This is a genomic window from Mycobacterium noviomagense, assembly GCF_010731635.1.
In the GTDB taxonomy this organism is placed as follows: Bacteria; Actinomycetota; Actinomycetes; order Mycobacteriales; family Mycobacteriaceae; genus Mycobacterium; species Mycobacterium noviomagense.
In genome coordinates, this window is the sequence record NZ_AP022583.1 from 2,295,605 (window position 1) to 2,315,719 (window position 20,115).

Annotated in this window: 22 protein-coding genes; 14 read left to right on the forward strand and 8 right to left on the reverse strand. The window is 67.5% G+C overall.

All coding sequences use genetic code 11. The annotated features are described in order from the left end of the window. Positions 1 to 7: 7 nt before the first annotated feature. Entirely contained in the window at positions 8 to 814 is an 807-nt protein-coding gene (locus G6N15_RS10495) for a lysophospholipid acyltransferase family protein (RefSeq protein ID WP_083088633.1), read from the reverse strand. A 110-nt stretch (positions 815 to 924) separates the two neighbouring features. Between G6N15_RS10495 and G6N15_RS10500 the strand changes: the two genes are divergently transcribed. Continuing rightward, entirely contained in the window at positions 925 to 1,992 is a 1,068-nt protein-coding gene (locus G6N15_RS10500; protein ID WP_083088632.1) for an NAD-dependent epimerase/dehydratase family protein, read from the forward strand. Between the two features lie 7 nt (positions 1,993 to 1,999). Here the strand turns inward: G6N15_RS10500 and G6N15_RS10505 are convergent, their stop codons facing one another. The 3 genes from G6N15_RS10505 to G6N15_RS10515 form a co-directional block, all read right to left on the reverse strand. Next, positions 2,000 to 2,401: a type II toxin-antitoxin system VapC family toxin gene (locus G6N15_RS10505; RefSeq protein WP_083088631.1), complete on the reverse strand. Its 402-nt coding sequence runs from the start codon at positions 2,399 to 2,401 to the stop codon at positions 2,000 to 2,002. Beyond that, positions 2,394 to 2,633 carry a FitA-like ribbon-helix-helix domain-containing protein gene (locus tag G6N15_RS10510; RefSeq protein WP_083088630.1) on the reverse strand — a complete coding sequence of 80 codons (240 nt, stop codon included), beginning with the start codon at positions 2,631 to 2,633 and terminating at the stop codon, positions 2,394 to 2,396. The genes G6N15_RS10505 and G6N15_RS10510 overlap by 8 nt, the downstream gene beginning before the upstream one ends. Before the next feature lie 62 nt (positions 2,634 to 2,695). Further along, positions 2,696 to 4,198, reverse strand: coding sequence for an amino acid permease (locus G6N15_RS10515; protein WP_083088629.1), 1,503 nt, complete (start codon positions 4,196 to 4,198; stop codon positions 2,696 to 2,698). A 193-nt stretch (positions 4,199 to 4,391) separates the two neighbouring features. On the opposite strand from G6N15_RS10515, the gene G6N15_RS10520 reads away from it, so the two are divergent. The 5 genes from G6N15_RS10520 to G6N15_RS10540 all read left to right on the forward strand — a co-directional run bounded on the left by G6N15_RS10520 (position 4,392) and on the right by G6N15_RS10540 (position 9,226). Further along, positions 4,392 to 4,787: a hypothetical protein gene (locus G6N15_RS10520; RefSeq protein ID WP_083088628.1), complete on the forward strand. Its 396-nt coding sequence runs from the start codon at positions 4,392 to 4,394 to the stop codon at positions 4,785 to 4,787. 241 nt (positions 4,788 to 5,028) lie between these two features. Beyond that, positions 5,029 to 6,903: a molecular chaperone DnaK gene (gene dnaK, locus G6N15_RS10525; RefSeq protein ID WP_083088627.1), complete on the forward strand. Its 1,875-nt coding sequence runs from the start codon at positions 5,029 to 5,031 to the stop codon at positions 6,901 to 6,903. Beyond that, on the forward strand, positions 6,900 to 7,607 hold the full coding sequence (gene grpE / locus G6N15_RS10530) for a nucleotide exchange factor GrpE (RefSeq protein WP_083088626.1): 708 nt from the start codon (positions 6,900 to 6,902) through the stop codon (positions 7,605 to 7,607). The genes dnaK and grpE overlap by 4 nt, the downstream gene beginning before the upstream one ends. 63 nt (positions 7,608 to 7,670) lie before the next feature. After that, the gene (dnaJ, locus tag G6N15_RS10535) at positions 7,671 to 8,849 is read left to right on the forward strand and encodes a molecular chaperone DnaJ (protein ID WP_083088625.1); all 1,179 of its coding nucleotides are present in this window, start codon (positions 7,671 to 7,673) and stop codon (positions 8,847 to 8,849) included. Next, on the forward strand, positions 8,849 to 9,226 hold the full coding sequence (locus tag G6N15_RS10540) for a heat shock protein transcriptional repressor HspR (protein WP_083088624.1): 378 nt from the start codon (positions 8,849 to 8,851) through the stop codon (positions 9,224 to 9,226). Before dnaJ ends, G6N15_RS10540 begins: the two co-directional genes overlap by 1 nt. Before the next feature lie 85 nt (positions 9,227 to 9,311). Here the strand turns inward: G6N15_RS10540 and G6N15_RS10545 are convergent, their stop codons facing one another. The 3 genes from G6N15_RS10545 to G6N15_RS10555 form a co-directional block, all read right to left on the reverse strand. Beyond that, positions 9,312 to 10,202 (reverse strand): aldose 1-epimerase, encoded by an 891-nt coding sequence (locus tag G6N15_RS10545; RefSeq protein ID WP_083088623.1) that lies wholly within the window; start codon positions 10,200 to 10,202, stop codon positions 9,312 to 9,314. Between the two features lie 25 nt (positions 10,203 to 10,227). Beyond that, positions 10,228 to 11,394 carry an FAD-binding oxidoreductase gene (locus G6N15_RS10550; RefSeq protein WP_083088622.1) on the reverse strand — a complete coding sequence of 389 codons (1,167 nt, stop codon included), beginning with the start codon at positions 11,392 to 11,394 and terminating at the stop codon, positions 10,228 to 10,230. A gap of 70 nt (positions 11,395 to 11,464) precedes the next feature. Beyond that, positions 11,465 to 12,136, reverse strand: coding sequence for a GAP family protein (locus G6N15_RS10555; RefSeq protein ID WP_083088621.1), 672 nt, complete (start codon positions 12,134 to 12,136; stop codon positions 11,465 to 11,467). 49 nt (positions 12,137 to 12,185) lie between these two features. Between G6N15_RS10555 and G6N15_RS10560 the strand changes: the two genes are divergently transcribed. Together G6N15_RS10560 and G6N15_RS10565 are read left to right on the forward strand one after the other, a co-directional pair. Beyond that, a complete protein-coding gene (locus tag G6N15_RS10560; RefSeq protein WP_372506542.1) occupies positions 12,186 to 12,533 on the forward strand; it encodes an ArsR/SmtB family transcription factor in 348 nt (115 codons plus the stop codon). Further along, entirely contained in the window at positions 12,530 to 12,973 is a 444-nt protein-coding gene (locus tag G6N15_RS10565) for an SRPBCC family protein (protein WP_083088620.1), read from the forward strand. Before G6N15_RS10560 ends, G6N15_RS10565 begins: the two co-directional genes overlap by 4 nt. Here the strand turns inward: G6N15_RS10565 and G6N15_RS10570 are convergent. Next, entirely contained in the window at positions 12,970 to 13,275 is a 306-nt protein-coding gene (locus G6N15_RS10570; RefSeq protein WP_083088619.1) for a hypothetical protein, read from the reverse strand. The two genes, G6N15_RS10565 and G6N15_RS10570, sit on opposite strands and share 4 nt — an antisense overlap. 160 nt (positions 13,276 to 13,435) lie before the next feature. Here G6N15_RS10570 and clpB point away from each other — a divergent pair, with 160 nt between their 5' ends. The 6 genes from clpB to G6N15_RS10600 all read left to right on the forward strand — a co-directional run bounded on the left by clpB (position 13,436) and on the right by G6N15_RS10600 (position 19,880). Beyond that, on the forward strand, positions 13,436 to 15,982 hold the full coding sequence (gene clpB, locus G6N15_RS10575) for an ATP-dependent chaperone ClpB (protein ID WP_083088618.1): 2,547 nt from the start codon (positions 13,436 to 13,438) through the stop codon (positions 15,980 to 15,982). 161 nt (positions 15,983 to 16,143) lie between these two features. Further along, positions 16,144 to 16,980 (forward strand): trehalose monomycolate transport factor TtfA, encoded by an 837-nt coding sequence (gene ttfA, locus G6N15_RS10580; protein ID WP_083088617.1) that lies wholly within the window; start codon positions 16,144 to 16,146, stop codon positions 16,978 to 16,980. A gap of 42 nt (positions 16,981 to 17,022) precedes the next feature. Then, a complete protein-coding gene (locus G6N15_RS10585; RefSeq protein ID WP_083088616.1) occupies positions 17,023 to 17,799 on the forward strand; it encodes an SDR family NAD(P)-dependent oxidoreductase in 777 nt (258 codons plus the stop codon). Between the two features lies 1 nt (position 17,800). Next, positions 17,801 to 18,340: an orotate phosphoribosyltransferase gene (gene pyrE, locus G6N15_RS10590; RefSeq protein ID WP_083088653.1), complete on the forward strand. Its 540-nt coding sequence runs from the start codon at positions 17,801 to 17,803 to the stop codon at positions 18,338 to 18,340. Between the two features lie 26 nt (positions 18,341 to 18,366). Beyond that, a complete protein-coding gene (locus G6N15_RS10595; RefSeq protein ID WP_372506543.1) occupies positions 18,367 to 19,239 on the forward strand; it encodes a hypothetical protein in 873 nt (290 codons plus the stop codon). After that, positions 19,236 to 19,880 (forward strand): TrmH family RNA methyltransferase, encoded by a 645-nt coding sequence (locus G6N15_RS10600; RefSeq protein WP_083088614.1) that lies wholly within the window; start codon positions 19,236 to 19,238, stop codon positions 19,878 to 19,880. Before G6N15_RS10595 ends, G6N15_RS10600 begins: the two co-directional genes overlap by 4 nt. The last annotated feature ends 235 nt before the right edge of the window (positions 19,881 to 20,115 follow it).

Sequence of the window (20,115 nt, forward strand, 5' to 3'; positions counted from 1 at the left end):
CACGGGTTCAGCCCAACACCGGGAACCGGCGCTGTCGCGCCAGCCCGTTCAGCGCCTCCTGCATCACGCCACGGACGTGCGCGTCGACTTCCTTGACGTCGGGATCCTGACCGAACTGGGCGACGACGTCGATCGGCTCGAGGACCTCGGTGACGACCTTGGATGGCAACGGCATGTTGGGCGGAAAGATCACGCTGACCCCGAACGGGAAACCGATGCTGACCGGCAGGATGTCCATCCGGGCACGGGTCAGGCCCAACCGCTTGGCCAGCCAGTTGCCGCGGGTGACGAACAGCTGTGTTTCCTGGGCTCCGATCGACACGACCGGCACGATCGGCACACCGGCCGCGATCGCGGTCCGCACGTATCCGGTGCGGCCGTCGAAGTCGATCACGTTCTCGCGCAGTGTCGGCCGGTAGGCGTCGTAGTCGCCGCCGGGAAACACCAGCACGACCGCACCGGAGCGCAGCGCCTTGGCGGCGTTTTCTCGGCTGGCGTAGATGACGCCGAGCCGGCGTAGTAGACCGGACAGCGGCCCGATGAATACGCCGTAGTGGGCCAGGGTGTAGACCGGGCGGTCATAGCCGAAGGTGTCGTAGAAGGCCGAGGAGAACACAAAAACGTCGGGCGTCAGCATGCCGCCGGAGTGATTGGACACCACCAGCGCGCCACCCGTGCGCGGAAAAGACTCCAGGCCCCGCACCTCGGCGCGAAACCATCGTTTGACGAGCGGCGCGACGACGTTGGTGATCTGCTTGGTGAAGCCGGGATCCCACTGTGCAACTTCCTGGCTGTCCGCAGAGTCGCCGCCCATCGCCCCCTCGCTTCTCGGAAATGCCTTCTGTCAGCGGATACGCTACTCTCTGATTTTGAGAATGTCATAATCGGGCCCGGGCTGGGGCCGAGCCGAAAGCAGGGGGACGGATGTCGGAGACGGTGCTTGTCACGGGCGGCTTCGGCTTGGTCGGATCGGTGACGGTACGACGGCTGGCCGCTGACGGGCGCCGGGTGGTGGCGACGGATCTGGGCACACCCGGCCACCGCAAAGTCGCCGAGACGCTGCCTGCGAGCGTGGCAGCTCGCTGGGTCGACCTGACCGACGCGGCGGCGGTCGACCGCCTGCTGGCCGAGGTGCGGCCCGCGGTGATCATTCACTTGGCCGCGATCATCCCCCCACACATCTACCGCGACGCCAAACTTGCCCGCCGGGTCAACGTCGACGTCACCGCCGCGTTGGTGCGCGCCGCAGCGGCGTGCACCGACCCGCCCCGGTTTGTCCAGGCGTCCAGCAACGCGGTGTACGGCGCCCGCAACCCGCACCGCTTCGCGGATGTGGTCCGCGCTGATACGCCGACGAAACCATGCGACCTCTACAGCGGACACAAACTCGAAGCCGAAGAGCACGTGCGCTCGTCGAACCTCGAGTGGGTGGTGCTGCGACTCGGCGGGGTGCTCAGCGTCGAGCCGGGTGCCATGCCGATCACCGCCGACGCGTTGCTCTTCGAAAGCATGCTGCCGACGGATGGGCGGCTACATAGCGTCGATGTGCGCGATGTCGCATCGGCCTTCGCCGCGGCCACCTCCGCAGACGTCGCGGGAGAGATCCTGTTGATTGCAGGCGACGACTCGCACCGGGTGAGACAGGGCGAGGTCGGACCGGCCCTGGCAGCCGCCCGGGGGCTGCCCGGCGTGTGGCCGGCCGGCCGGCCCGGAAATCCCGACAGTGACGACGACTGGTTTGTCACCGATTGGATGGACACCGCTCGCGCGCAGCAGGCGCTGGCGTTTCAGCAGCACTCTTGGCCCGACATGCTCGCGGAGATGCAGGAGCGCGCCGGCTGGAAGCGCCACGCGATGCGGCTCGTCGTTCCGGTCGCGCGCGAATTCCTAAAGCGCCGTGCGGTCTACCGTGACGCGCCGGGCCAGTACGCCGATCCCTGGGGAGCTATTCGGTCCAGGCTGGGGGAGCCGGGCCTCGACGTCAGCACTTGACGAGGGGTCAGCGAATCAGCTCGACTCGACACCTGAGTGCCGGTGCCCCGGCCAGCCGGGCATCACCGGTGAGGAGCGGAACGTCTAGGAGTGCGGACAGCCCCACGTACAAGGCGTCGTAGAAGGTGACGTTGTGCCGAAGCCCCCACGCGTGCTCGAGCAGTCTGGGCGTATGCGGGTAGCGGTTTTCGATGAGATCGGGCAGCGCCCGCAATGCCGTGAGCGCCACGTCTTCGGAGATCTCTCCATTGAGCAATGCTCGCCGCAACGCGTGCCCGACCTCTGCGTCGATCAAGTGCGGTGCGTGGCATGTTGAGTCCGCGAGCCGCGACCGCAACGCAATTCCCGTGGCGCCCTTTCCGGCCAGCGCGTCGACGGCCGCCGCAGCGTCGACGACGTATTCAGTCACCCCGTAGTTCCCGCCGCGATGCCTCGATGGTGTCGCGGCTGATCCCGGGTTTGGTGCTGCTGGCCAGCGTCTGCTCCAGAACCGCGATCACTTCCGCTTTGTCGCGCCGTCGCGCACCCTCGATCAGCTGCTCGCGCATGTAAGCCTGCAAAGACTTGCCGGCCGCCTCGGCGCGGCGTCGGTACGTTTGCGCTACCTCCTCGGGCACATCACGGATTTGAATGGTGGCCATAGCGCTATTCTAGCGCTGTTATAGCGCTAGTTCGGCGCTTCGTGGGCCACTGGGCCAAGTGATCAGTCGTCGGCGACGGCGGCCGGGCCGGCCACCGCCGGCGAACCCTTGGGCGCGGTCGACGACACTTCCTGGGCCGTGGCCGTCACCCGGTTGCGGACGATGAACCAGCCGCCGATGAGCGCGGGAACGCCGAGCACCAGCGTCGCGATGATCCACGGTCCGCGCTCGTGGTCGAACACCATCAGCACCAGTACGCCCGCCAAGAAGGCCAACGTCACGTAGCCGCTGTAGGGTGCCAGCGGCATCCGGAACCGCGGCCGCTGCATTGCGCCGGCTTTCGCCCTGCGGTATAGCCGGATTTGGCAGATCACGATCGTTGCCCAGGCCGCCATGATTCCCACCGCGGCGATGTTCAGCACGATCTCGAATGCTTGCCCGGGTTTGACTGCGTTGAGCACCACGCCGAACAGCCCGATGGTGCTGGTCAACAGGATTCCCCCATACGGCACACCGTTTTTCGACATCCTCCCGGTGAACTTCGGGCCGCTGCCGTTGACCGCCATCGACCGCAGGATCCGGCCGGTGGAGTACAGCCCCGCGTTCAGGCTCGAGAACGCGGCGGTGACGACCACGACGTTCATCACGCTGCCGGCGCCGTTGAAACCGATGTGGGAGAAGAAGGTAACGAAGGGGCTTTCGTGTTCCTTGTAGGTGGTGTAGGGCAGCAGCAGGGCCAGCAGCAGGACCGACCCGACGTAGAAGACCGCGATGCGCACCACGACGGAGTTGATCGCCCGTGGCATGACCTTCTCCGGCTCCGCCGTCTCGCCGGCTGCGGTGCCGACCAATTCGACTGCCGCATAAGCGAATACGACCCCGGAGGTGACGAGCACCAGCGGCAGTACGCCGGTCGGCAAGAACCCGCCGTGGCTTTTCCATAGGCCGAACCCCGTGCGCTGGCCGTCGACGTCGATGCGGCCGGCCAAAAAGACGCTCCCGACGACCAGGAACGTGACCAGCGCCAGCACCTTGATCGCCGCGGCCCAAAACTCGAACTCGCCGAAAGCCTTCACCGAGATCAGGTTGACCGACACCACCGTTACCAGCGCGATCAGCGCAAACGCCCACTGCGGTACGACTTGTAGCGCCTTCCAATAGTGCAGGTAGTTCGCGATCGCGGTGCTGTCGACGATGCTAGCCATCGCCCAGTTCAGGAAGTACATCCAGCCGGCGACGAAAGCCGCCTTCTCCCCGAAGAATTCGCGGGCGTACGAAACGAACGAGCCCGACGATGGGCGGTGCAGCACCAGTTCGCCGAGTGCGCGCAGGATCAGGAACACGAAGCCGCCGCAGATCGCGTAGACGATGAACAACCCGGGTCCCGCCGATGCGAGGCGTCCGCCCGCGCCGAGGAACAAGCCGGTGCCGATGGCGCCGCCGATCGCGATCATCTGCAGCTGCCGGCGGTGCAGGTCGTGGTGATACCCGGCATCCTCGCGAGTGAGCGAGTCGGGCGCGCCGGCCCTGGGGGCGGGTCGGGGTGCGCTGGGCAGCAGTGACATCAAGTTCCTATCGTGCGGCCTTCGTGCAACGCTGCGACGCGGGCACACCCCAAGATGGGTTGGCTGCAGGCTACCCCAACCGTCGCACCCCCGCGCGCGTGGACGAAGCCGAATGAGCGCGGCGATTGAACTCTGAACGACGAGCGCTCGTGTCGTCGTGCAGGGGCGAACCGCGCGGTGGAAGGAGCGGTAGGTGACGAAGTTTCTGGTGCTGTACAGAGCTCCACAGACGGCGGCTGAGCAGATGTTCGGCAGCGCCGAAGATCAGCAAGCCGGAATGGAGGACTGGATGGCCTGGGCGGGCAAGGCCGGCTCGGCCATCGTCGACCTCGGTTCACCGTTGCAGCCGACGCGTGACAGCGCGGGCGGCGGCGACCCCATCGGCGGATTCTCGATTCTCCAGGCCGATTCAGCCCAAGCACTCCAGCAAGTGCTGGAGGGTCATCCCCACACCACGCACGGGGGCACATCGAGGTCCTCGAGTTCCTGCCCATTCCGGGCATGTAGCACGTCGGCCCCGACAGCTCGCGGCCAATTGCGGGCCAGAGGCCAAGGACAATCACTCGATTCCAAATTCCTGGGCAGTTAGCGCCCGGTAAGACCGCGCATCGCTGGCTAGGCGGCAATCTAGGCTCAGCGCTCCTGCACACGAGCACTCCACATGACCGAGCCATTGAGGAACAAACCTGCCCGCTGTGCCGTTGATTCCGTCGATGAGTTGAGTGTGCTGCGCTCAAGTTGGTTGACAGCGCCAGCTGCCGGCGGGAGACTTGAGCGTGGCTCACTCAGCATAGTGCAGTAACGAAGCTCAACTATCAGGAGGATTCACCATGGCTCGTGCGGTCGGAATCGACCTCGGGACCACCAACTCCGTCATCTGCGTCCTCGAGGGCGGCGATCCCACCGTCATCGCCAACTCGGAGGGCTCCCGGACCACGCCGTCCATCGTCGCGTTCGCCCGTAACGGTGAGGTGTTGGTCGGCCAGCCTGCCAAGAACCAGGCGGTGACCAACGTCGAACGCACCGTGCGCTCGATCAAGCGCCACATGGGCACCGACTGGGCGATCGAGATCGACGGCAAGAAATACACGCCGCAGGAAATCAGCGCTCGCATCCTGATGAAGCTGAAGCGCGACGGCGAGGCCTACCTCGGTGAAGACATCACCGACGCGGTCATCACCGTGCCCGCCTACTTCAACGACGCCCAGCGGCAGGCCACCAAGGAGGCCGGGCAGATCGCAGGCCTCAACGTGCTGCGCATCATCAACGAGCCCACCGCCGCAGCGCTGGCTTACGGCTTGGACAAGGGCGAGAAAGAACAGACCATCCTGGTGTTCGACCTCGGCGGCGGCACCTTCGACGTCTCGCTGCTGGAGATCGGTGAGGGCGTGGTCGAGGTCCGTGCCACCTCCGGTGACAACCACCTCGGTGGTGACGACTGGGACCAGCGCATCGTCGACTGGTTGACCGACAAGTTCAAGGGGCAGACCGGCATCGACCTGACCAAGGACAAGATGGCGATGCAGCGGCTGCGGGAGGCGGCCGAGAAGGCCAAGATCGAGCTCTCCAGCTCGCCGAGCACCTCGATCAACCTGCCCTACATCACCGTTGACTCCGACAAAAACCCGCTGTTCCTCGACGAGCAGCTGACCCGCGCGGAGTTCCAGCGCATCACCCAGGATCTGCTGGACCGTTGCCGCAAGCCGTTCCAGCAGGTGATCGCCGACACCGGCATCTCCGTGTCGCAGATCGACCACGTCGTGCTGGTGGGTGGTTCGACCCGGATGCCTGCGGTGACCGACTTGGTCAAGGAGCTCACCGGCGGCAAGGAGCCCAACAAGGGCGTCAACCCCGACGAGGTCGTGGCCGTCGGCGCGGCGCTGCAGGCCGGTGTACTCAAGGGTGAGGTGAAAGACGTTCTGCTGCTGGACGTTACGCCACTGAGCCTCGGTATCGAGACCAAGGGTGGCGTGATGACCAAGCTGATCGAGCGCAACACCACGATCCCGACCAAGCGCAGCGAGACCTTCACCACGGCTGACGACAACCAGCCGTCGGTGATGATCCAGGTCTATCAGGGCGAGCGTGAGATCGCCGCGCACAACAAGCTGCTCGGCTCCTTCGAGCTGACCGGTATTCCGCCGGCGCCGCGGGGCGTGCCGCAGATCGAGGTCACCTTCGACATCGACGCCAACGGCATCGTGCACGTCACCGCCAAGGACAAGGGCACCGGCAAGGAGAACACGATCCGAATCCAGGAAGGCTCCGGCCTGTCCAAGGAGGAGATCGACCGGATGATCAAGGACGCCGAGGCGCATGCCGAGGAGGACCGCAAGCGCCGTGAGGAGGCCGACGTCCGCAACCAGGCCGAGACGCTGGTGTACCAGACGGAGAAGTTCGTCGCTGAACAAAGGGGTGCAGCGTCCGAATCCGGCGGCTCGAAGGTTCCGGAAGACACGCTGAGCAAGGTCGAGGCCGCGGTCAACGAAGCGAAAAAGGCCTTGGAAGGCACCGACATCGGCGCGATCAAGTCTGCGATGGAAAAGCTGGGCCACGAGTCGCAGGCGCTCGGCCAGGCAATCTACGAGGCCACTCAAGCCGCGCAGGGTGCCGGCGCAGCCAGCGGTCCCACCGGTGACGGCGCCGGCGGTGCCGACGACGTCGTTGACGCGGAGGTTGTCGACGATGACCGGGAGGCCAAGTGACAGAAGGTAACCCACGCGAACAGGTAACGGTCACCGACAAGCGGCGAATCGATCCGGAGACCGGCGAGGTTCGCCACGTCTCATCCGGTTCGGCGCCCAGCGAGCCGGCACCGGCGGCACCGTCGCCGGCGCCGGCCGCGACGGCGGCCCAGGACAAAGTCGCCGAGCTGACCGCCGATCTGCAGCGGGTGCAGGCCGACTTCACCAATTACCGCAGGCGCGCACTGCGTGACCAGCAGGCGGCGGCTGACCGGGCCAAGGCGACCGTGATCAGCCAATTACTGGGCGTGCTCGACGATCTCGACCGCGCCCGCAGCCACGGCGACTTGGAGTCGGGTCCACTGAAGTCGGTCGCCGACAAGCTGACCAGCGCGCTGACCGGACTGGGCCTGACGGCTTTCGGCGCCGAGGGCGACGACTTCGACCCGGTGCTGCACGAAGCCGTCCAGCACGAGGGCGACGGCGCCGAGGGCACCAAGCCGGTGATCGGCAGCGTGTTGCGGCAAGGCTACAAGCTCGGCGACCAAGTCCTGCGGCACGCGCTGGTGGTGGTCGTCGACACGGTGATCGAGAACGGTGCCGATGTGGCGGCCGAGACCGAGACTGCCGAAGCTGTACCTGCGGTGGCGGACACGGCTGACACGCCCGACGACGAGGCCACGGCGGGGGAGCAGGACGCAGAATCAGAACCGTCGGCCGAGTAAGCGCGGCCGGCGGCGCACAACTCAAGAGCAAGCCAGAGGAAGGCGGGAAGGGGGTGACGCAGCATGGCCCAACGCGAATGGGTCGAGAAGGACTTCTATAAGGAGCTAGGCGTCTCCCCTGACGCCAGCCAGGACGAGATCAAGCGCGCCTACCGGAAGTTGGCGCGCGAGCTGCACCCCGACGCCAACCGCGACGACCCGCGGGCCGCAGAGCGGTTCAAAGCGGTGTCGGAGGCGCACAGCGTGCTGTCGGACCCGGCCAAGCGCAAGGAGTACGACGAGACCCGACGGCTGTTCGCCGGCGGCGGCGGGTTCGGCCGGCGGTTCAGCGGCGCCAACTTCGGCGGCTTCGGCATGGGCGGCGACGGCGCCGAGTTCAACCTGAGCGATTTGTTCGACGCCGCCGGCCAGACCGGCGGCAGCACCATCGGCGACTTGTTCGGTGGCTTGTTCGGTCGTGGTGCCACCACGCGGCCCAGCCGACCCCGCCGCGGCAACGACCTCGAGACCGAGGCCGAGCTGAGTTTCGTGGAAGCCGCCAAGGGCGTGGCGATGCCGCTGCGGCTGACCAGCCCGGCGCCGTGCACCAACTGTCATGGCAGCGGCGCCCGGCCGGGCACCAGCCCGCGGGTGTGCCCCACCTGTAACGGCTCGGGTGTCATCAGCCGCAACCAAGGCGCTTTCGGATTCTCCGAACCGTGCACCGACTGCCGCGGAAGCGGGTCGATCATCGAGCATCCCTGCGACCAGTGCAAGGGAACCGGTGTGACGACCCGGACCCGCACCATCAACGTGCGGATCCCGCCGGGAGTCGAGGATGGCCAGCGCATCCGGTTGCCCGGACAGGGCGAGGCCGGCTTGCGCGGCGCCCCGTCAGGTGACCTGTACGTGACCGTGCACGTGCGGTCCGACCCCGTGTTCGGCCGTGATGGCGACGACCTCACCGTGACCGTCCCGGTCAGTTTTGCCGAATTGGCATTGGGCACAACGCTTTCGGTGCCGACGCTGGACGGACGGGTCGGTGTTCGGGTGCCGAAGGGTACCGCCAATGGACGCACCCTGCGGGTGCGCGGGCGCGGCGTGCCCAAGCGCGGCGGCGGCAGCGGCGACCTGCTGGTCACCGTTCAGGTCGCCGTCCCGCCGAACCTGGATGGTGCCGCCAAAGAGGCGCTGGAGGCCTACGCCGCCGCCGAGCGGGCTAGCGGCTTTGATCCGAGGGCCGGATGGGCAGGAAATCGCTGATGGCTAAAAAAGACGATTCTCGAACCTTTTTGATCTCGGTGGCGGCCGAGCTGGCCGGCATGCATGCTCAGACGCTGCGGACCTACGACCGGCTCGGCCTGGTCCGTCCGCAGCGCACTTCCGGTGGGGGACGCCGCTATTCCGAGCATGACGTGGAACTGCTGCGCGAGGTGCAGCGGCTTTCGCAGGACGAGGGCGTCAACCTTGCCGGCATCAAACGCATCATCGAGCTGACCAACCAGGTCGAGGCATTGCAGGCGCGGATCAAGGAGTTGACCGCGGAGGTCGACCGGCTGCGGTGCAGCCAGCGGCGCGACCTGGCGGTGCTGCCCAAGAGCACCGCGCTGGTGGTGTGGCAGCCCCGTCAGATGAGCTAGGGCGTTCGCGGGCCTCGACTCTGCGGTTTCGTACGGGACACGCTGGCGCGGTGTACAAATCCGCAGAGTCGAGCCTCGTGAGCCGCTAGACGCGGATCGAGAACACCGCGACCGCCGGCTCACCCGGGTTCGCGCTGCGGTAGCCGCCGCGGCGCAGCGCATCGGTGGGCGCGGCCATCGGCTCGAAGCACACCACTTCTTCACCGGCGGGCGCGAAGATCTGCGCCGCCGGATACCCCTGTTCAAAGTGCACCTCGATGCGACGCCCGCCGCCGGACACCGCGAACACCGCGCCCTCGGGCACCTCGTCGTAGCCGTCGTCGAACGCCTTGTGTCCCAACGGTTCATGGATCGGTGGTTGTTCCTCGGTCTCACCGGTCGGTAGGCCGTGGTCGTCGAGGAGAAGATGCCGCAGCCGCGGTGTTTCGATGAGCCATTCGGCGCGCGGTACCCCGGGCAGCTGCAGATACGGGTGAAAGCCGAAGCACAGCGGTACGGGCTTGTCGCCGATGGCGGACACCGTGCTGCGGACCGTGAGCGAGCGCTCGGCCAGCGTGACGCGGACTACCAGCAGATGCGGAAAGGGAAAGCTGGCCAGAAGTGCCGAGTCGGCGGCGAAGTCCAACTCGGCGGTGAGCTCGTTCGCCGACTCCGTCATCACCCGCCAGCTCGGGTAGCCGGCCAGCAAGCCGTGAAGCGGCAAGCCGTTCGGGTCGGTGCGGACGCCGAACGCATCGGCCGCCAGCGTGATTTCTTCACCGCGGACCGTGTAGCTGCGTCCGCCGAGCCGATTAGCCCACGGGTAAAGGATCGGGATGCCCATGGTCTTGCCGGCTGCCAGATAGGCATCCAAGCCCGCGCGCTGGCCGAGTAGCTCGACCCCGGAATCGGTCAGTGAGATACCGATCATGCCGGCGCTGGGTGCATACTGCGCCACCACTGGCGCCGAAGGGTCGCGCAGCGTGACGATGTGCACGACGGCCAGCGTAGTGCCTCGCGATCTAGCTAGAGAGCGGGTCGTGCTGAATGCGCTCTGGCGGTGCGCCTTTCGCGATGAGCGCGGCCTTGGTGGCGCGCACCATCTCAGGTCCGCCGCAGATCAGGATCTGCCGATCGCTCCAGCTGCCGTACTTGGTCACCACGTCGGGCAGCCGGCCGGTCTGGCGCACGTGCAACCCGCGCGGCGGCGTGACGTCGGGATAGTCGCTGGCCCAGGCCGGGTCACCGGTGTACTCCGACACCGGCGAGACCGACAGCCACGGATTGTGCGATGCGATCTGCCACAGTGTCGGCAGGTCGTAGAGCTCGCATGGATAGCGGGCGCCGAAGAACAGGTGCACCCGCGGGTTTTCGGCCCAGCGGGCGAGGTCCATGATGATCGAGCGCATCGGGGCCAGCCCGGTGCTGCCGGCCACCATCAGCACGTCACCGCCGTCGCGGTCGACCTGCAACCCGCCGTGCGGGTTAGACAGCCGCCAGCGGTCTCCGGGCCGCGTTTCGCCGACGATCGCGGTGCTGACCAGGCCGCCCGGAACGGCCCGGACATGGAATTCGATGGCGCCGCTCTCGTCGGGTGGGATGGCCGGGGTCAGGTAGCGCCAGCGCCGCGGGCACTGCGGGATCGAGGCGTGCACGTACTGGCCGGGGTGGTAGGGCAGCGGCCGGTCCAGTTGCAGCCGCACCACCGCCAGATCACGCGACACTCGCAGGTGCTCGATCACCGTGCCGTCCCACCAGGCGGGGCCATGGTCGGCGTCGGCGGCACCGCTCATCACGCCGGTGATCAGGTTCAGCGATTGGCGGGCGGCCTCGTCGACGGCATCGGTCCACTCGTCGGCCAGATCGCTGCGCAGCGTCGCATACAGCGCCTGACGCAGCGTCTCGTAATGCGCTTCGGTGACGCCGTATTTGCGGTGGTCTTTTCCCAGCTGGGCCAAGAACTGCACCGGCTCCTGTGCGCGCTGGGCCACCAGCTCGCCGTACACCCAGTTCAGGGCGTGCGCGAATGCGGCGCGCTGACCGGCCATATCGGGCGGGAACTTGTCCCGCAGTGAGATGTCGAGGGCAAACCAGCGGGTGTAGAAGCGACGAACCAATTCGTCGCCCGAGGCGCCTTCGTCAAACGCGGCATGCAAAACCCGCAGCGCATCCCGGTCTTCTAGGCCCACGGGCGACGATTTTAGAGGCCCGAGCGGGCCGCCCCGAGATCGCGAACAGCGGGCTCGGGCTGCCGGCGCGCTATAGGGCGTGGATCCCCTTGTACAACACCAGCAACCCGATCAGCACGAAGATGCCGGCGATCAGTGCGGCGTGGTGGCGCTCCATCCACTCCTTGAGCCGGGCCAGCGGATCGTCGAGACGGTGACCTGCGCCCGCGTAGGCCAGTATCGGGACTACGACTGTCGAGGCGGCCACGGCCACGAAGATCGCCGCGGGGATCCACGCGCGCGTGACGCCCAGCCCTGCGCTGCCGATCGCCAATCCCGCCGCCGCGCAGACGAACAACACCTCGGGCCGCACGATGGCCAACACCAGCCCCGTCACTGCTGCCCGAGCGGGAGTGAGGTTGGTCATCGACCGCATCCAGCCGGGTGTCTGGGTGTGGCGCTGGCGGGTCAGCCACCGGATGGCACCGAACACGATCAGCGCCGCGCCTACGCCGATGCGCAGCCACGACGCCCACGTCGGGGGCGACTTGTGCAGGCTGCCGAGTAGGCCTGAAACCGCGACGAAGATCGCGGTCAGGGCAACCAGCGCCGTCAGCCACCCGGCCAGGAAGGCGAGGCTGCCGGCCCGCGCCCGCGGCGTCTGCAACACCAGTACGGCCGGGATGACCGAAAGGGGGGAGAGGGCGATGACGAGCGCGAGGGAAACGAGCCCGGTCAGCGCCGAACCCCAGCTGGCTGCCACGCGAGAACCGTAGCCGATGGTTTGACAGGTAGGAAAAATCCTACCTAATATGACCGGTATGCCTCTGCGCGCCAAGGCCAGCCGGACCGACGCCGTCTTCGCGGCGCTGGCCAACCCGACCCGCCGCGACATCCTCGACATGTTGCTCGGCGGCGAGCGCACTGTGATCAAGATCGCCGAGCGCTTCGATATGGCCCGGCCCAGCATCTCGGAACACCTCAAGGTATTGCGGGACTGCGGCTTGGTCGCCGAGGACAAACAGGGCAGGTTTCGGCGCTACCGCGTCAATGCCGAACCGCTGCAGGAGATTTCGACGTGGCTTAGCCCCTATGAACGGTTCTGGCGCGAGCGGCTGGCCGCGCTGGGTGAGGTGCTCGACGAGATGGAGGATGCATGACCCGCGCCGACGCCACGATCATCGAGGTCGACCAGTTCTATCCGCATCCACCCGAGCGGGTGTGGCGGGCATTGACCACACCGGAGCTGATGGCGCGCTGGCTGATGGAACCGGATGGCTTCGAGCCGGTGGTCGGCATCCGCTTCACGTTCCGCGGCCAGCCGATGCCCTCGGTCGGCTTTTCCGGTGAGGTCGCGTGCGAGGTTCTTGCCGTGGCGCCGGGTCAACAGCTGGCGATGAGCTGGGCCGACGCGCGCTCCGACAAGCCGGCGACCTGGGTGGTGACCTGGAGCTTGCACCCAGAGGGGCATGGCACCCGGGTCATCTTGCGCCACACCGGTTTCGATCCCGACGACGACGTCCAGCAACGAGCACGGACCGTCGTGGGCAACGGATGGATCCGTATCGCGGCCCGACTCGGCGACGTCCTGGGCGACTAGCCTTTCCGGCGCAGCGTCCAGGCCGGCACCCAATGTGTGACGGTTTTGCTCTTCGATCCGTAGGCCACCGGGTAGGTCACCAGCCCCCACCAATCGCCCTGCTCGCAGATGCCCCAGCAGGTCAGTCGGCCCTCGACGACCTTGTGCAGTTGCAGACCGTTGGGGTGATAGCGGCCCGAGCGGTGCGGCTCGCGGGGGAAGAGCACGGTGAGGTCGACCAGCACCGTGATCGGTGGACGCACGACCCGAAACGGGCTGCGGACCGGCTGCCCGTTGTAGCCGATCGACGCCAGCTGGCCCATTCATCGATCATACGTTCGAATACGATGCCAGGCTGCTGTATGGCACATCGGCGCCCGCGCTAGGACCGCTGAAATTCGCTAGAGTTGAGCGGAACAGACTCAACCTTGACGGCGTTGAACATCGCGACAAGCATTTTTGAGATACCCGAACGGAGGTGTCGTGGACTCTTTTAACCCGACTACCAAGACTCAGGCGGCGCTGACCTCGGCGCTACAGGCGGCATCGGCCGCCGGGCATCCCGAGATTCGGCCCGCTCATCTGCTGTTGGCGCTGCTGACGCAGAACGACGGGATCGCTGCGCCGCTGCTGGAAGCAGTCGGCGTCGAGCCCGCCACCATCCGCGCTGAAGCCCAGCGCATGATCGACCGGTTGCCCCAGGTCACCGGAGCCAGCTCGCAACCGCAGCTGTCCCGCGAGTCGCTGGCTGCGATCACGGCTGCCCAGCAGCTCGCCACCGAGATGGACGACGAGTACGTCTCCACCGAGCACCTGATGGTCGGCCTGGCCACGGGTGACTCCGAGGTCGCCAAGCTGTTGACCGGCCACGGCGCGTCTCCGCAAGCGTTGCGGGAGGCGTTCGTCAAGGTGCGCGGCAGCGCCCGCGTCACCAGCCCCGACCCCGAGGGCACCTACCAGGCGCTGGAGAAGTACTCGACCAACCTCACGGCCCAGGCCCGCGAGGGCAAGCTCGACCCGGTCATCGGGCGTGACACCGAGATCCGCCGCGTCGTGCAAGTGCTTTCAAGGCGCACCAAGAACAACCCGGTGCTCATTGGTGAGCCCGGTGTCGGTAAGACGGCGATCGTCGAGGGCCTGGCCCAGCGCATCGTCGCCGGCGACGTGCCGGAAAGCCTGCGCGACAAGACGATCATCGCGTTGGACCTCGGTTCGATGGTCGCCGGGTCGAAGTACCGCGGTGAATTCGAGGAGCGCCTCAAGGCGGTGCTCGAGGACATCAAGAACTCCGCCGGTCAGATCATCACGTTCATCGACGAGCTGCACACCATCGTCGGCGCTGGCGCGACCGGCGAAGGCTCGATGGACGCCGGCAACATGATCAAGCCGATGTTGGCCCGCGGCGAGCTGCGGCTGGTCGGTGCCACCACGCTCGACGAGTACCGCAAGTACATCGAGAAGGACGCCGCGTTGGAGCGCCGCTTCCAGCAGGTGTACGTCGGCGAGCCGTCGGTCGAGGACACCATCGGCATCCTGCGTGGGCTGAAGGACCGCTACGAGGTGCACCACGGTGTGCGGATCACCGACTCGGCGCTGGTGGCGGCGGCCACTTTGAGCGACCGCTACATCACCGCCCGCTTCCTGCCGGACAAGGCCATCGACCTGGTCGACGAGGCAGCCAGCCGCCTGCGCATGGAGATCGACTCCCGGCCCGTCGAGATCGACGAGGTCGAGCGGCTGGTGCGCCGGCTGGAAATCGAGGAGATGGCCCTCGCCAAGGAGGAGGACGACGCCTCCAAGGAGCGGCTGGAGAAGCTGCGCTCCGAGCTGGCCGACCAGAAAGAGAAGCTCTCCGAGCTGACCACACGCTGGCAGAACGAGAAGAACGCCATCGACACCGTTCGCGAGCTCAAGGAACAGCTGGAAACGCTGCGCGGCGAGTCCGAGCGCGCCGAGCGCGACGGCGAGCTGGCCAAAGCCGCCGAGCTGCGCTACGGGCGCATCCCCGAAGTGGAGAAGAAGCTCGAGGCCGCGCTGCCGCAAGCGCAGGCCCGCGAGGCCATGATGCTCAAGGAAGAGGTCGGCCCCGACGACATCGCGGAGGTGGTGTCGGCATGGACCGGCATCCCGGCCGGGCGGCTGCTCGAAGGCGAGACCGCCAAGCTTCTGCGGATGGAAGACGAGCTGGGCAAGCGGGTCGTCGGGCAGAAGAAAGCGGTGCAGGCTGTTTCTGATGCGGTGCGTCGCAGCCGGGCCGGTGTCGCCGACCCGAACCGGCCGACCGGGGCGTTCATGTTCCTCGGCCCGACCGGTGTCGGTAAGACGGAGCTGGCGAAGGCGCTGGCCGAGTTCCTGTTCGACGACGAGCGCGCGATGGTCCGCATCGACATGAGCGAGTACGGGGAAAGGCACTCGGTAGCCCGGCTGATCGGAGCCCCGCCGGGCTACGTCGGCTACGAGTCCGGTGGCCAGCTGACCGAGGCGGTGCGCCGGCGTCCGTACACGGTGATCCTGTTCGACGAGGTCGAGAAGGCCCACCAGGACGTGTTTGACGTGCTGCTGCAGGTTCTCGACGAGGGCCGGCTCACCGACGGGCAGGGCCGCACGGTCGACTTCCGCAACACGATCCTGATCCTGACGTCCAACCTCGGGTCAGGCGGCGACGAGGACATGGTGATGGCCGCGGTGCGGGCGACGTTCAAGCCGGAGTTCATCAACCGCCTCGACGACGTGATCATCTTCCACGGCCTCGAGCCCGGCGAGTTGGTGCAGATCGTCGACATCCAGCTGGCCCAGCTGCAGAAGCGGCTGGCGCAGCGACGGCTGCAGCTGGAGGTGTCGCTGGCAGCCAAGCAGTGGCTGGCCCATCGCGGGTTCGACCCGGTCTACGGGGCGCGCCCACTGCGCCGACTGGTGCAGCAGGCCATCGGCGACCAGCTGGCCAAGATGCTGCTCGCCGGCCAGGTGCACGACGGCGACACCGTGCCGGTCAACGTCAGCCCCGACGGCGATTCGTTGATTTTGGGTTGATTTCGCCCCGCGAGCAGACGCAAAAGCCCCCATTTCCAACGAAATTGGGGGCTTTTGTGTCTGCTCGCGAGGGGATTGTACGCGCGGACTAGCAAACCTTAATTTGGTTGTGACCTGCTCACATTCCCGGATCTGGGCTAACAGCAGATACGCTAGCCGGGATGGTCCCCCTGTGGTTCACCCTGTCCGCGCTGTGCTTTGTCGGCGCGGCGGTGCTGCTGTACGTCGACATCGATCGACGGCGCGGACGCAGCAGGCGGCGCAGGTCGTGGGCGCGCTCACACGGCTTCGACTACGAACCGGAGAACAGCGAACTGCCCCAGCGCTGGAAGCGCGGGGTGATGTCGACGGTCGGTGAGATCCCGGCCCGCAACGTCGTGCTTGGCCAGATCCGCGGCGAGGCGGTGTACATCTTCGACCTCGAAGAAGTCGCCACTGTCATCGCGCTGCACCGCAAGGTGGGCACCAGCGTCGTCGTCGACCTGCGGCTCAAGGGTCTCAAAGAGCCCCGGGAGAGCGACATTTGGCTGCTGGGAGCGATCGGGCCGCGGATGGTGTACTCCACCAACCTCGACGCCGCCCGCCGGGCCTGCGACCGGCGCATGGTCACCTTCGCGCACACCGCGCCGGATTGCGCCGAGATCATGTGGAACGAGCAGAACTGGACCTTGGTGAGCATGCCGGTCACCAGCGGCCGGGCCGAATGGGACGAGGGCCTGCGCACCGTGCGCCAGTTCAACGACTTGCTGCGGGTGTTGCCGCCGGTGCCGCAGGAAGTGTCGAAGCCCGCACCCCGCCGTAACGCGGCGCCGAGCCGCCCGCTGGCCCCGGCCGGCCGTGCCGAGTTGCCGCCGCGGCGCGGTGACACCGTGCCCCCACCTGATGCGGTTCGCCGCGCACCGGCCGACCCGGGCCGCCCGGACACGGGACGCGCGGCGCCCACCCAGCGCCCGCCCACCGGACGCAACGGTCAGCAGGCGCCGCACTACCAGCGGTGACGGCTCCGGGCCTGCGTTGTCGCCTTCGCTACGCTGTCGGTCATGCCCCGCCCTGTCGCCCTGATCACCGGACCGACGTCTGGAATCGGCGCCGGGTATGCGCGCCGCTATGCGGCCGACGGCTTCGACCTGGTGCTGGTCGCCCGCGACACCGCCCGGCTGACGCAACTGAGCGCCGAATTGCGCGACGAAGCCCGTTGCGGCGTCGAGGTTTTGGCCGCTGACCTAGCCGATGCCGCCGATCGCGGCAAGGTCGCCGACCGGCTGGCCGCCGGGGTGCGGGTGCTGGTGAACAACGCCGGCTTCGGCACGTCCGGCGAGTTCTGGACCGCCGATCCCGACCTGCTGCAAGCACAGCTGGACGTGAACGTGACCGCGGTGATGCAGCTGACGCGCGCCGCGCTGCCGCCCATGCTCGACGCCGGGGTGGGCACCGTGATCAACGTCGCCAGTGTCGCCGGGTTGCTGTCGGGCCGCGGATCGACGTACTCGGCGTCGAAGGCGTGGGTGGTGTCGTTCACCGAAGGGCTGGCCGGCGGGCTGAAAGGCACCGGCGTCGGCGTGCACGCGGTGTGCCCTGGATACGTGCGCACCGAATTTCATTCCCGGGCCGGGATCGACATGGAGTCGCTGCCGTCGTTCATGTGGCTCTCGGTCGACGACGTGATCCGGGAAAGCCTGGCCGACATCGCCCGCGGAAAGGTGCTCAGCATCCCCGGCGCGCAGTACAAGGCGCTGGTTGGTGCCGTACGGATCATGCCGCGAACCCTGGCGCGGGCCGCTGTGAACGCGATGGGCCGGGGACGTGGGCGCACCTGACCTGACCGTCACCGACCGCGAGGAGTTGGCCGAGCTGGTGCGCCGGCTTTCGGTGCGGCGTGGCAACTTCACGCTGTCCTCGGGGAAGCAAGCCGACTACTACGTCGACCTGCGCCGCGCCACCTTGCACCACCGCGCCGCCCCGCTGATCGGCCGGCTGATGCGCGAACTCACCGCCGATTGGGACTACGCCGCGGTCGGCGGCCTGACGTTGGGCGCCGATCCGGTCGCCACCGCCGTCATGCACGCGCCCGGCCGACCGATCGACGCGTTCGTGGTTCGCAAATCGGTGAAAACCCATGGCATGCAACGACTTATCGAAGGCGCCGACGTCTCCGGGCTGCGGGTGCTGGTGGTTGAGGACACCAGCACCACCGGCGCGTCGGCGCTGACCGCGGTGCGCGCGGTCCGCGACGCCGGCGGCCAAGTGGTCGGGGTGGCCACGGTGGTCGACCGTTCCACCGGCGCGGCCGAAGCCATCGAAGCCGAGGGCTTGCCCTACCGCAGCCTGCTGGGTCTGGCGGATCTGGGACTGGCCTAGAGAGCGTCGTGCGGGCTGTCACTGCGGTGTTGACGACGCTGGTCGTGGCGTGGACGGCGGCCTGCTCGAGCGCGAACCACCGGATCTACCGCGCGCCGACCGCGCGGCTGGGGGAGTCGCTGGTGGTGCTGGGCTGGAACATGTCGGTGTCCAACCTGCGCTGGAACGCCGACTACGTTCTGGTCGATGTCGATGCCGCACCGACTGACCCGTCGGCGCCGCACGCCAAACCCGACGACATCCGGTTCGGGCTCTACGGCGCATTGGCGCACCCGATGGAGGCCACCGGTGTCGGTAGCTGCGAGCACGTGAAAAATGTTGTCGTGCAATCGTTGTCGACGCCCACGCCTGACCGGATCACCGGCACGGTATGTCTGGGTCCGCTGACGGATCGCAGCGCTGTGCGCGGCGTGTACACCTACTCGCCCCGCGAGCGGCTCCCCGGCACCGCAGCGGCTTATCCGGCGGCGTTTCCGATGGGCATGCTGCCGACCACCCAGAACGACACCGGCCTGGTGGTCAAGACCACCAGTGTGTCGGCCTGGCGCGCCGACGGCACACAGCTCAGCCAGGCGTCGCTCGGTGATCCCGGGGTCTTCACCGGCAGCGGCTACATGCTGCTGGGGTTGACGGTCGACGCGGTCGCCGCCCGCTACCGCGACGACTCCGCCGCCCGCGGCGGCCCGATGATGCTGGTCGTCGCGCCCACCCTGCCCAGCCCGGGGCTGGGCCCGGCCTGCGCGGCCTACGGGGCGTCGGTGCTGATCCTGCCCGAGGCGTCGCTGGACGCGGTGCACGTCAGCCCGTCGCTGTGCACCCAGGGCGAGATCAACCAGGCGGTGCTGTATGCCACGGTGTCGGTGGTAGGCACCCATGCCGCAGTCTGGACCGTCAAATGACCGACCCGGGCCCCACCGAGTGGGGCGTACCGGCCAGCGGCGTCGGCCCGTGGGAAGGTCCGCTGCCGAGCGACCCTCGCTACGACCCGGCGCTGTTGCGCGAGGGTGACACCCGCAACGTCGTCGACGCCTACCGGTACTGGACGCGCGAGGCGATCATCGCCGACATCGACAAGCGCCGGCACCCGCTGCACATCGCGATCGAGAACTTCGGCCACGACGCCAATATCGGCGCGGTGGTGCGCACCGCCAACGCGTTCGCGGTCGACACCGTGCACATCGTCGGCCGGCGGCGCTGGAATCGCCGCGGCGCCATGGTCACCGACCGCTATCAACGGCTGTGCCACCACGACACCACCGCCGAGCTGATGGACTTCGCAGCGCACGCGGGGCTGACCGTCGTCGCCGTCGACAACATTCCCGGCGCTGCCCGCCTAGAGCAGACCGCGCTGCCGCGGCAGTGTCTGCTGGTGTTCGGACAGGAAGGCCCGGGGATCACCGACGACGCGAAAGCGGCTGCGGCGCTGACGGTATCGATCGCTCAATTCGGCTCGACCCGCAGTATCAACGTGGCCGTCGCCGCCGGAATCGCAATGCACGCCTGGATCGTCCAGCACGGAAATTTCTCCCGCGCGTGGTAGGGCGCTGGTGTCCTCAGGGGTATTCGGCTCGGACTTGCTGCGTGCCGTCGGTTGCCTGGTAGGCCGCGAATGGCCCGTAGGTCTCGGTCACCAATTGCCGGCGTCGAACAGGAAGATGGCTGTTGAGTGCGGGTCTATCCCCGCGTACGGCCCGGCGCCGCCGCATGAACTGGAGCCGCCGTTCCAAGCCGATTTGAGGACCACGGTCAGCACCGGGGGAACCGTGGGATCGGCA

Bases quoted from the DNA above. Each gene is read 5' to 3' on its own strand.
- G6N15_RS10495 (WP_083088633.1), bottom strand. From the start codon at position 814: ATGGGCGGCGACTCTGCGGACAGCCAGGAAGTTGCACAGTGGGATCCC.
- G6N15_RS10500 (WP_083088632.1), top strand. From the start codon at position 925: ATGTCGGAGACGGTGCTTGTCACGGGCGGCTTCGGCTTGGTCGGATCG.
- G6N15_RS10510 (WP_083088630.1), bottom strand. From the start codon at position 2,633: ATGGCCACCATTCAAATCCGTGATGTGCCCGAGGAGGTAGCGCAAACG.
- G6N15_RS10515 (WP_083088629.1), bottom strand. From the start codon at position 4,198: ATGTCACTGCTGCCCAGCGCACCCCGACCCGCCCCCAGGGCCGGCGCG.
- dnaK (WP_083088627.1), top strand. From the start codon at position 5,029: ATGGCTCGTGCGGTCGGAATCGACCTCGGGACCACCAACTCCGTCATC.
- dnaJ (WP_083088625.1), top strand. From the start codon at position 7,671: ATGGCCCAACGCGAATGGGTCGAGAAGGACTTCTATAAGGAGCTAGGC.
- G6N15_RS10540 (WP_083088624.1), top strand. From the start codon at position 8,849: ATGGCTAAAAAAGACGATTCTCGAACCTTTTTGATCTCGGTGGCGGCC.
- G6N15_RS10560 (WP_372506542.1), top strand. From the start codon at position 12,186: ATGACCGGTATGCCTCTGCGCGCCAAGGCCAGCCGGACCGACGCCGTC.
- G6N15_RS10565 (WP_083088620.1), top strand. From the start codon at position 12,530: ATGACCCGCGCCGACGCCACGATCATCGAGGTCGACCAGTTCTATCCG.
- G6N15_RS10570 (WP_083088619.1), bottom strand. From the start codon at position 13,275: ATGGGCCAGCTGGCGTCGATCGGCTACAACGGGCAGCCGGTCCGCAGC.
- ttfA (WP_083088617.1), top strand. From the start codon at position 16,144: ATGGTCCCCCTGTGGTTCACCCTGTCCGCGCTGTGCTTTGTCGGCGCG.
- G6N15_RS10585 (WP_083088616.1), top strand. From the start codon at position 17,023: ATGCCCCGCCCTGTCGCCCTGATCACCGGACCGACGTCTGGAATCGGC.
- G6N15_RS10600 (WP_083088614.1), top strand. From the start codon at position 19,236: ATGACCGACCCGGGCCCCACCGAGTGGGGCGTACCGGCCAGCGGCGTC.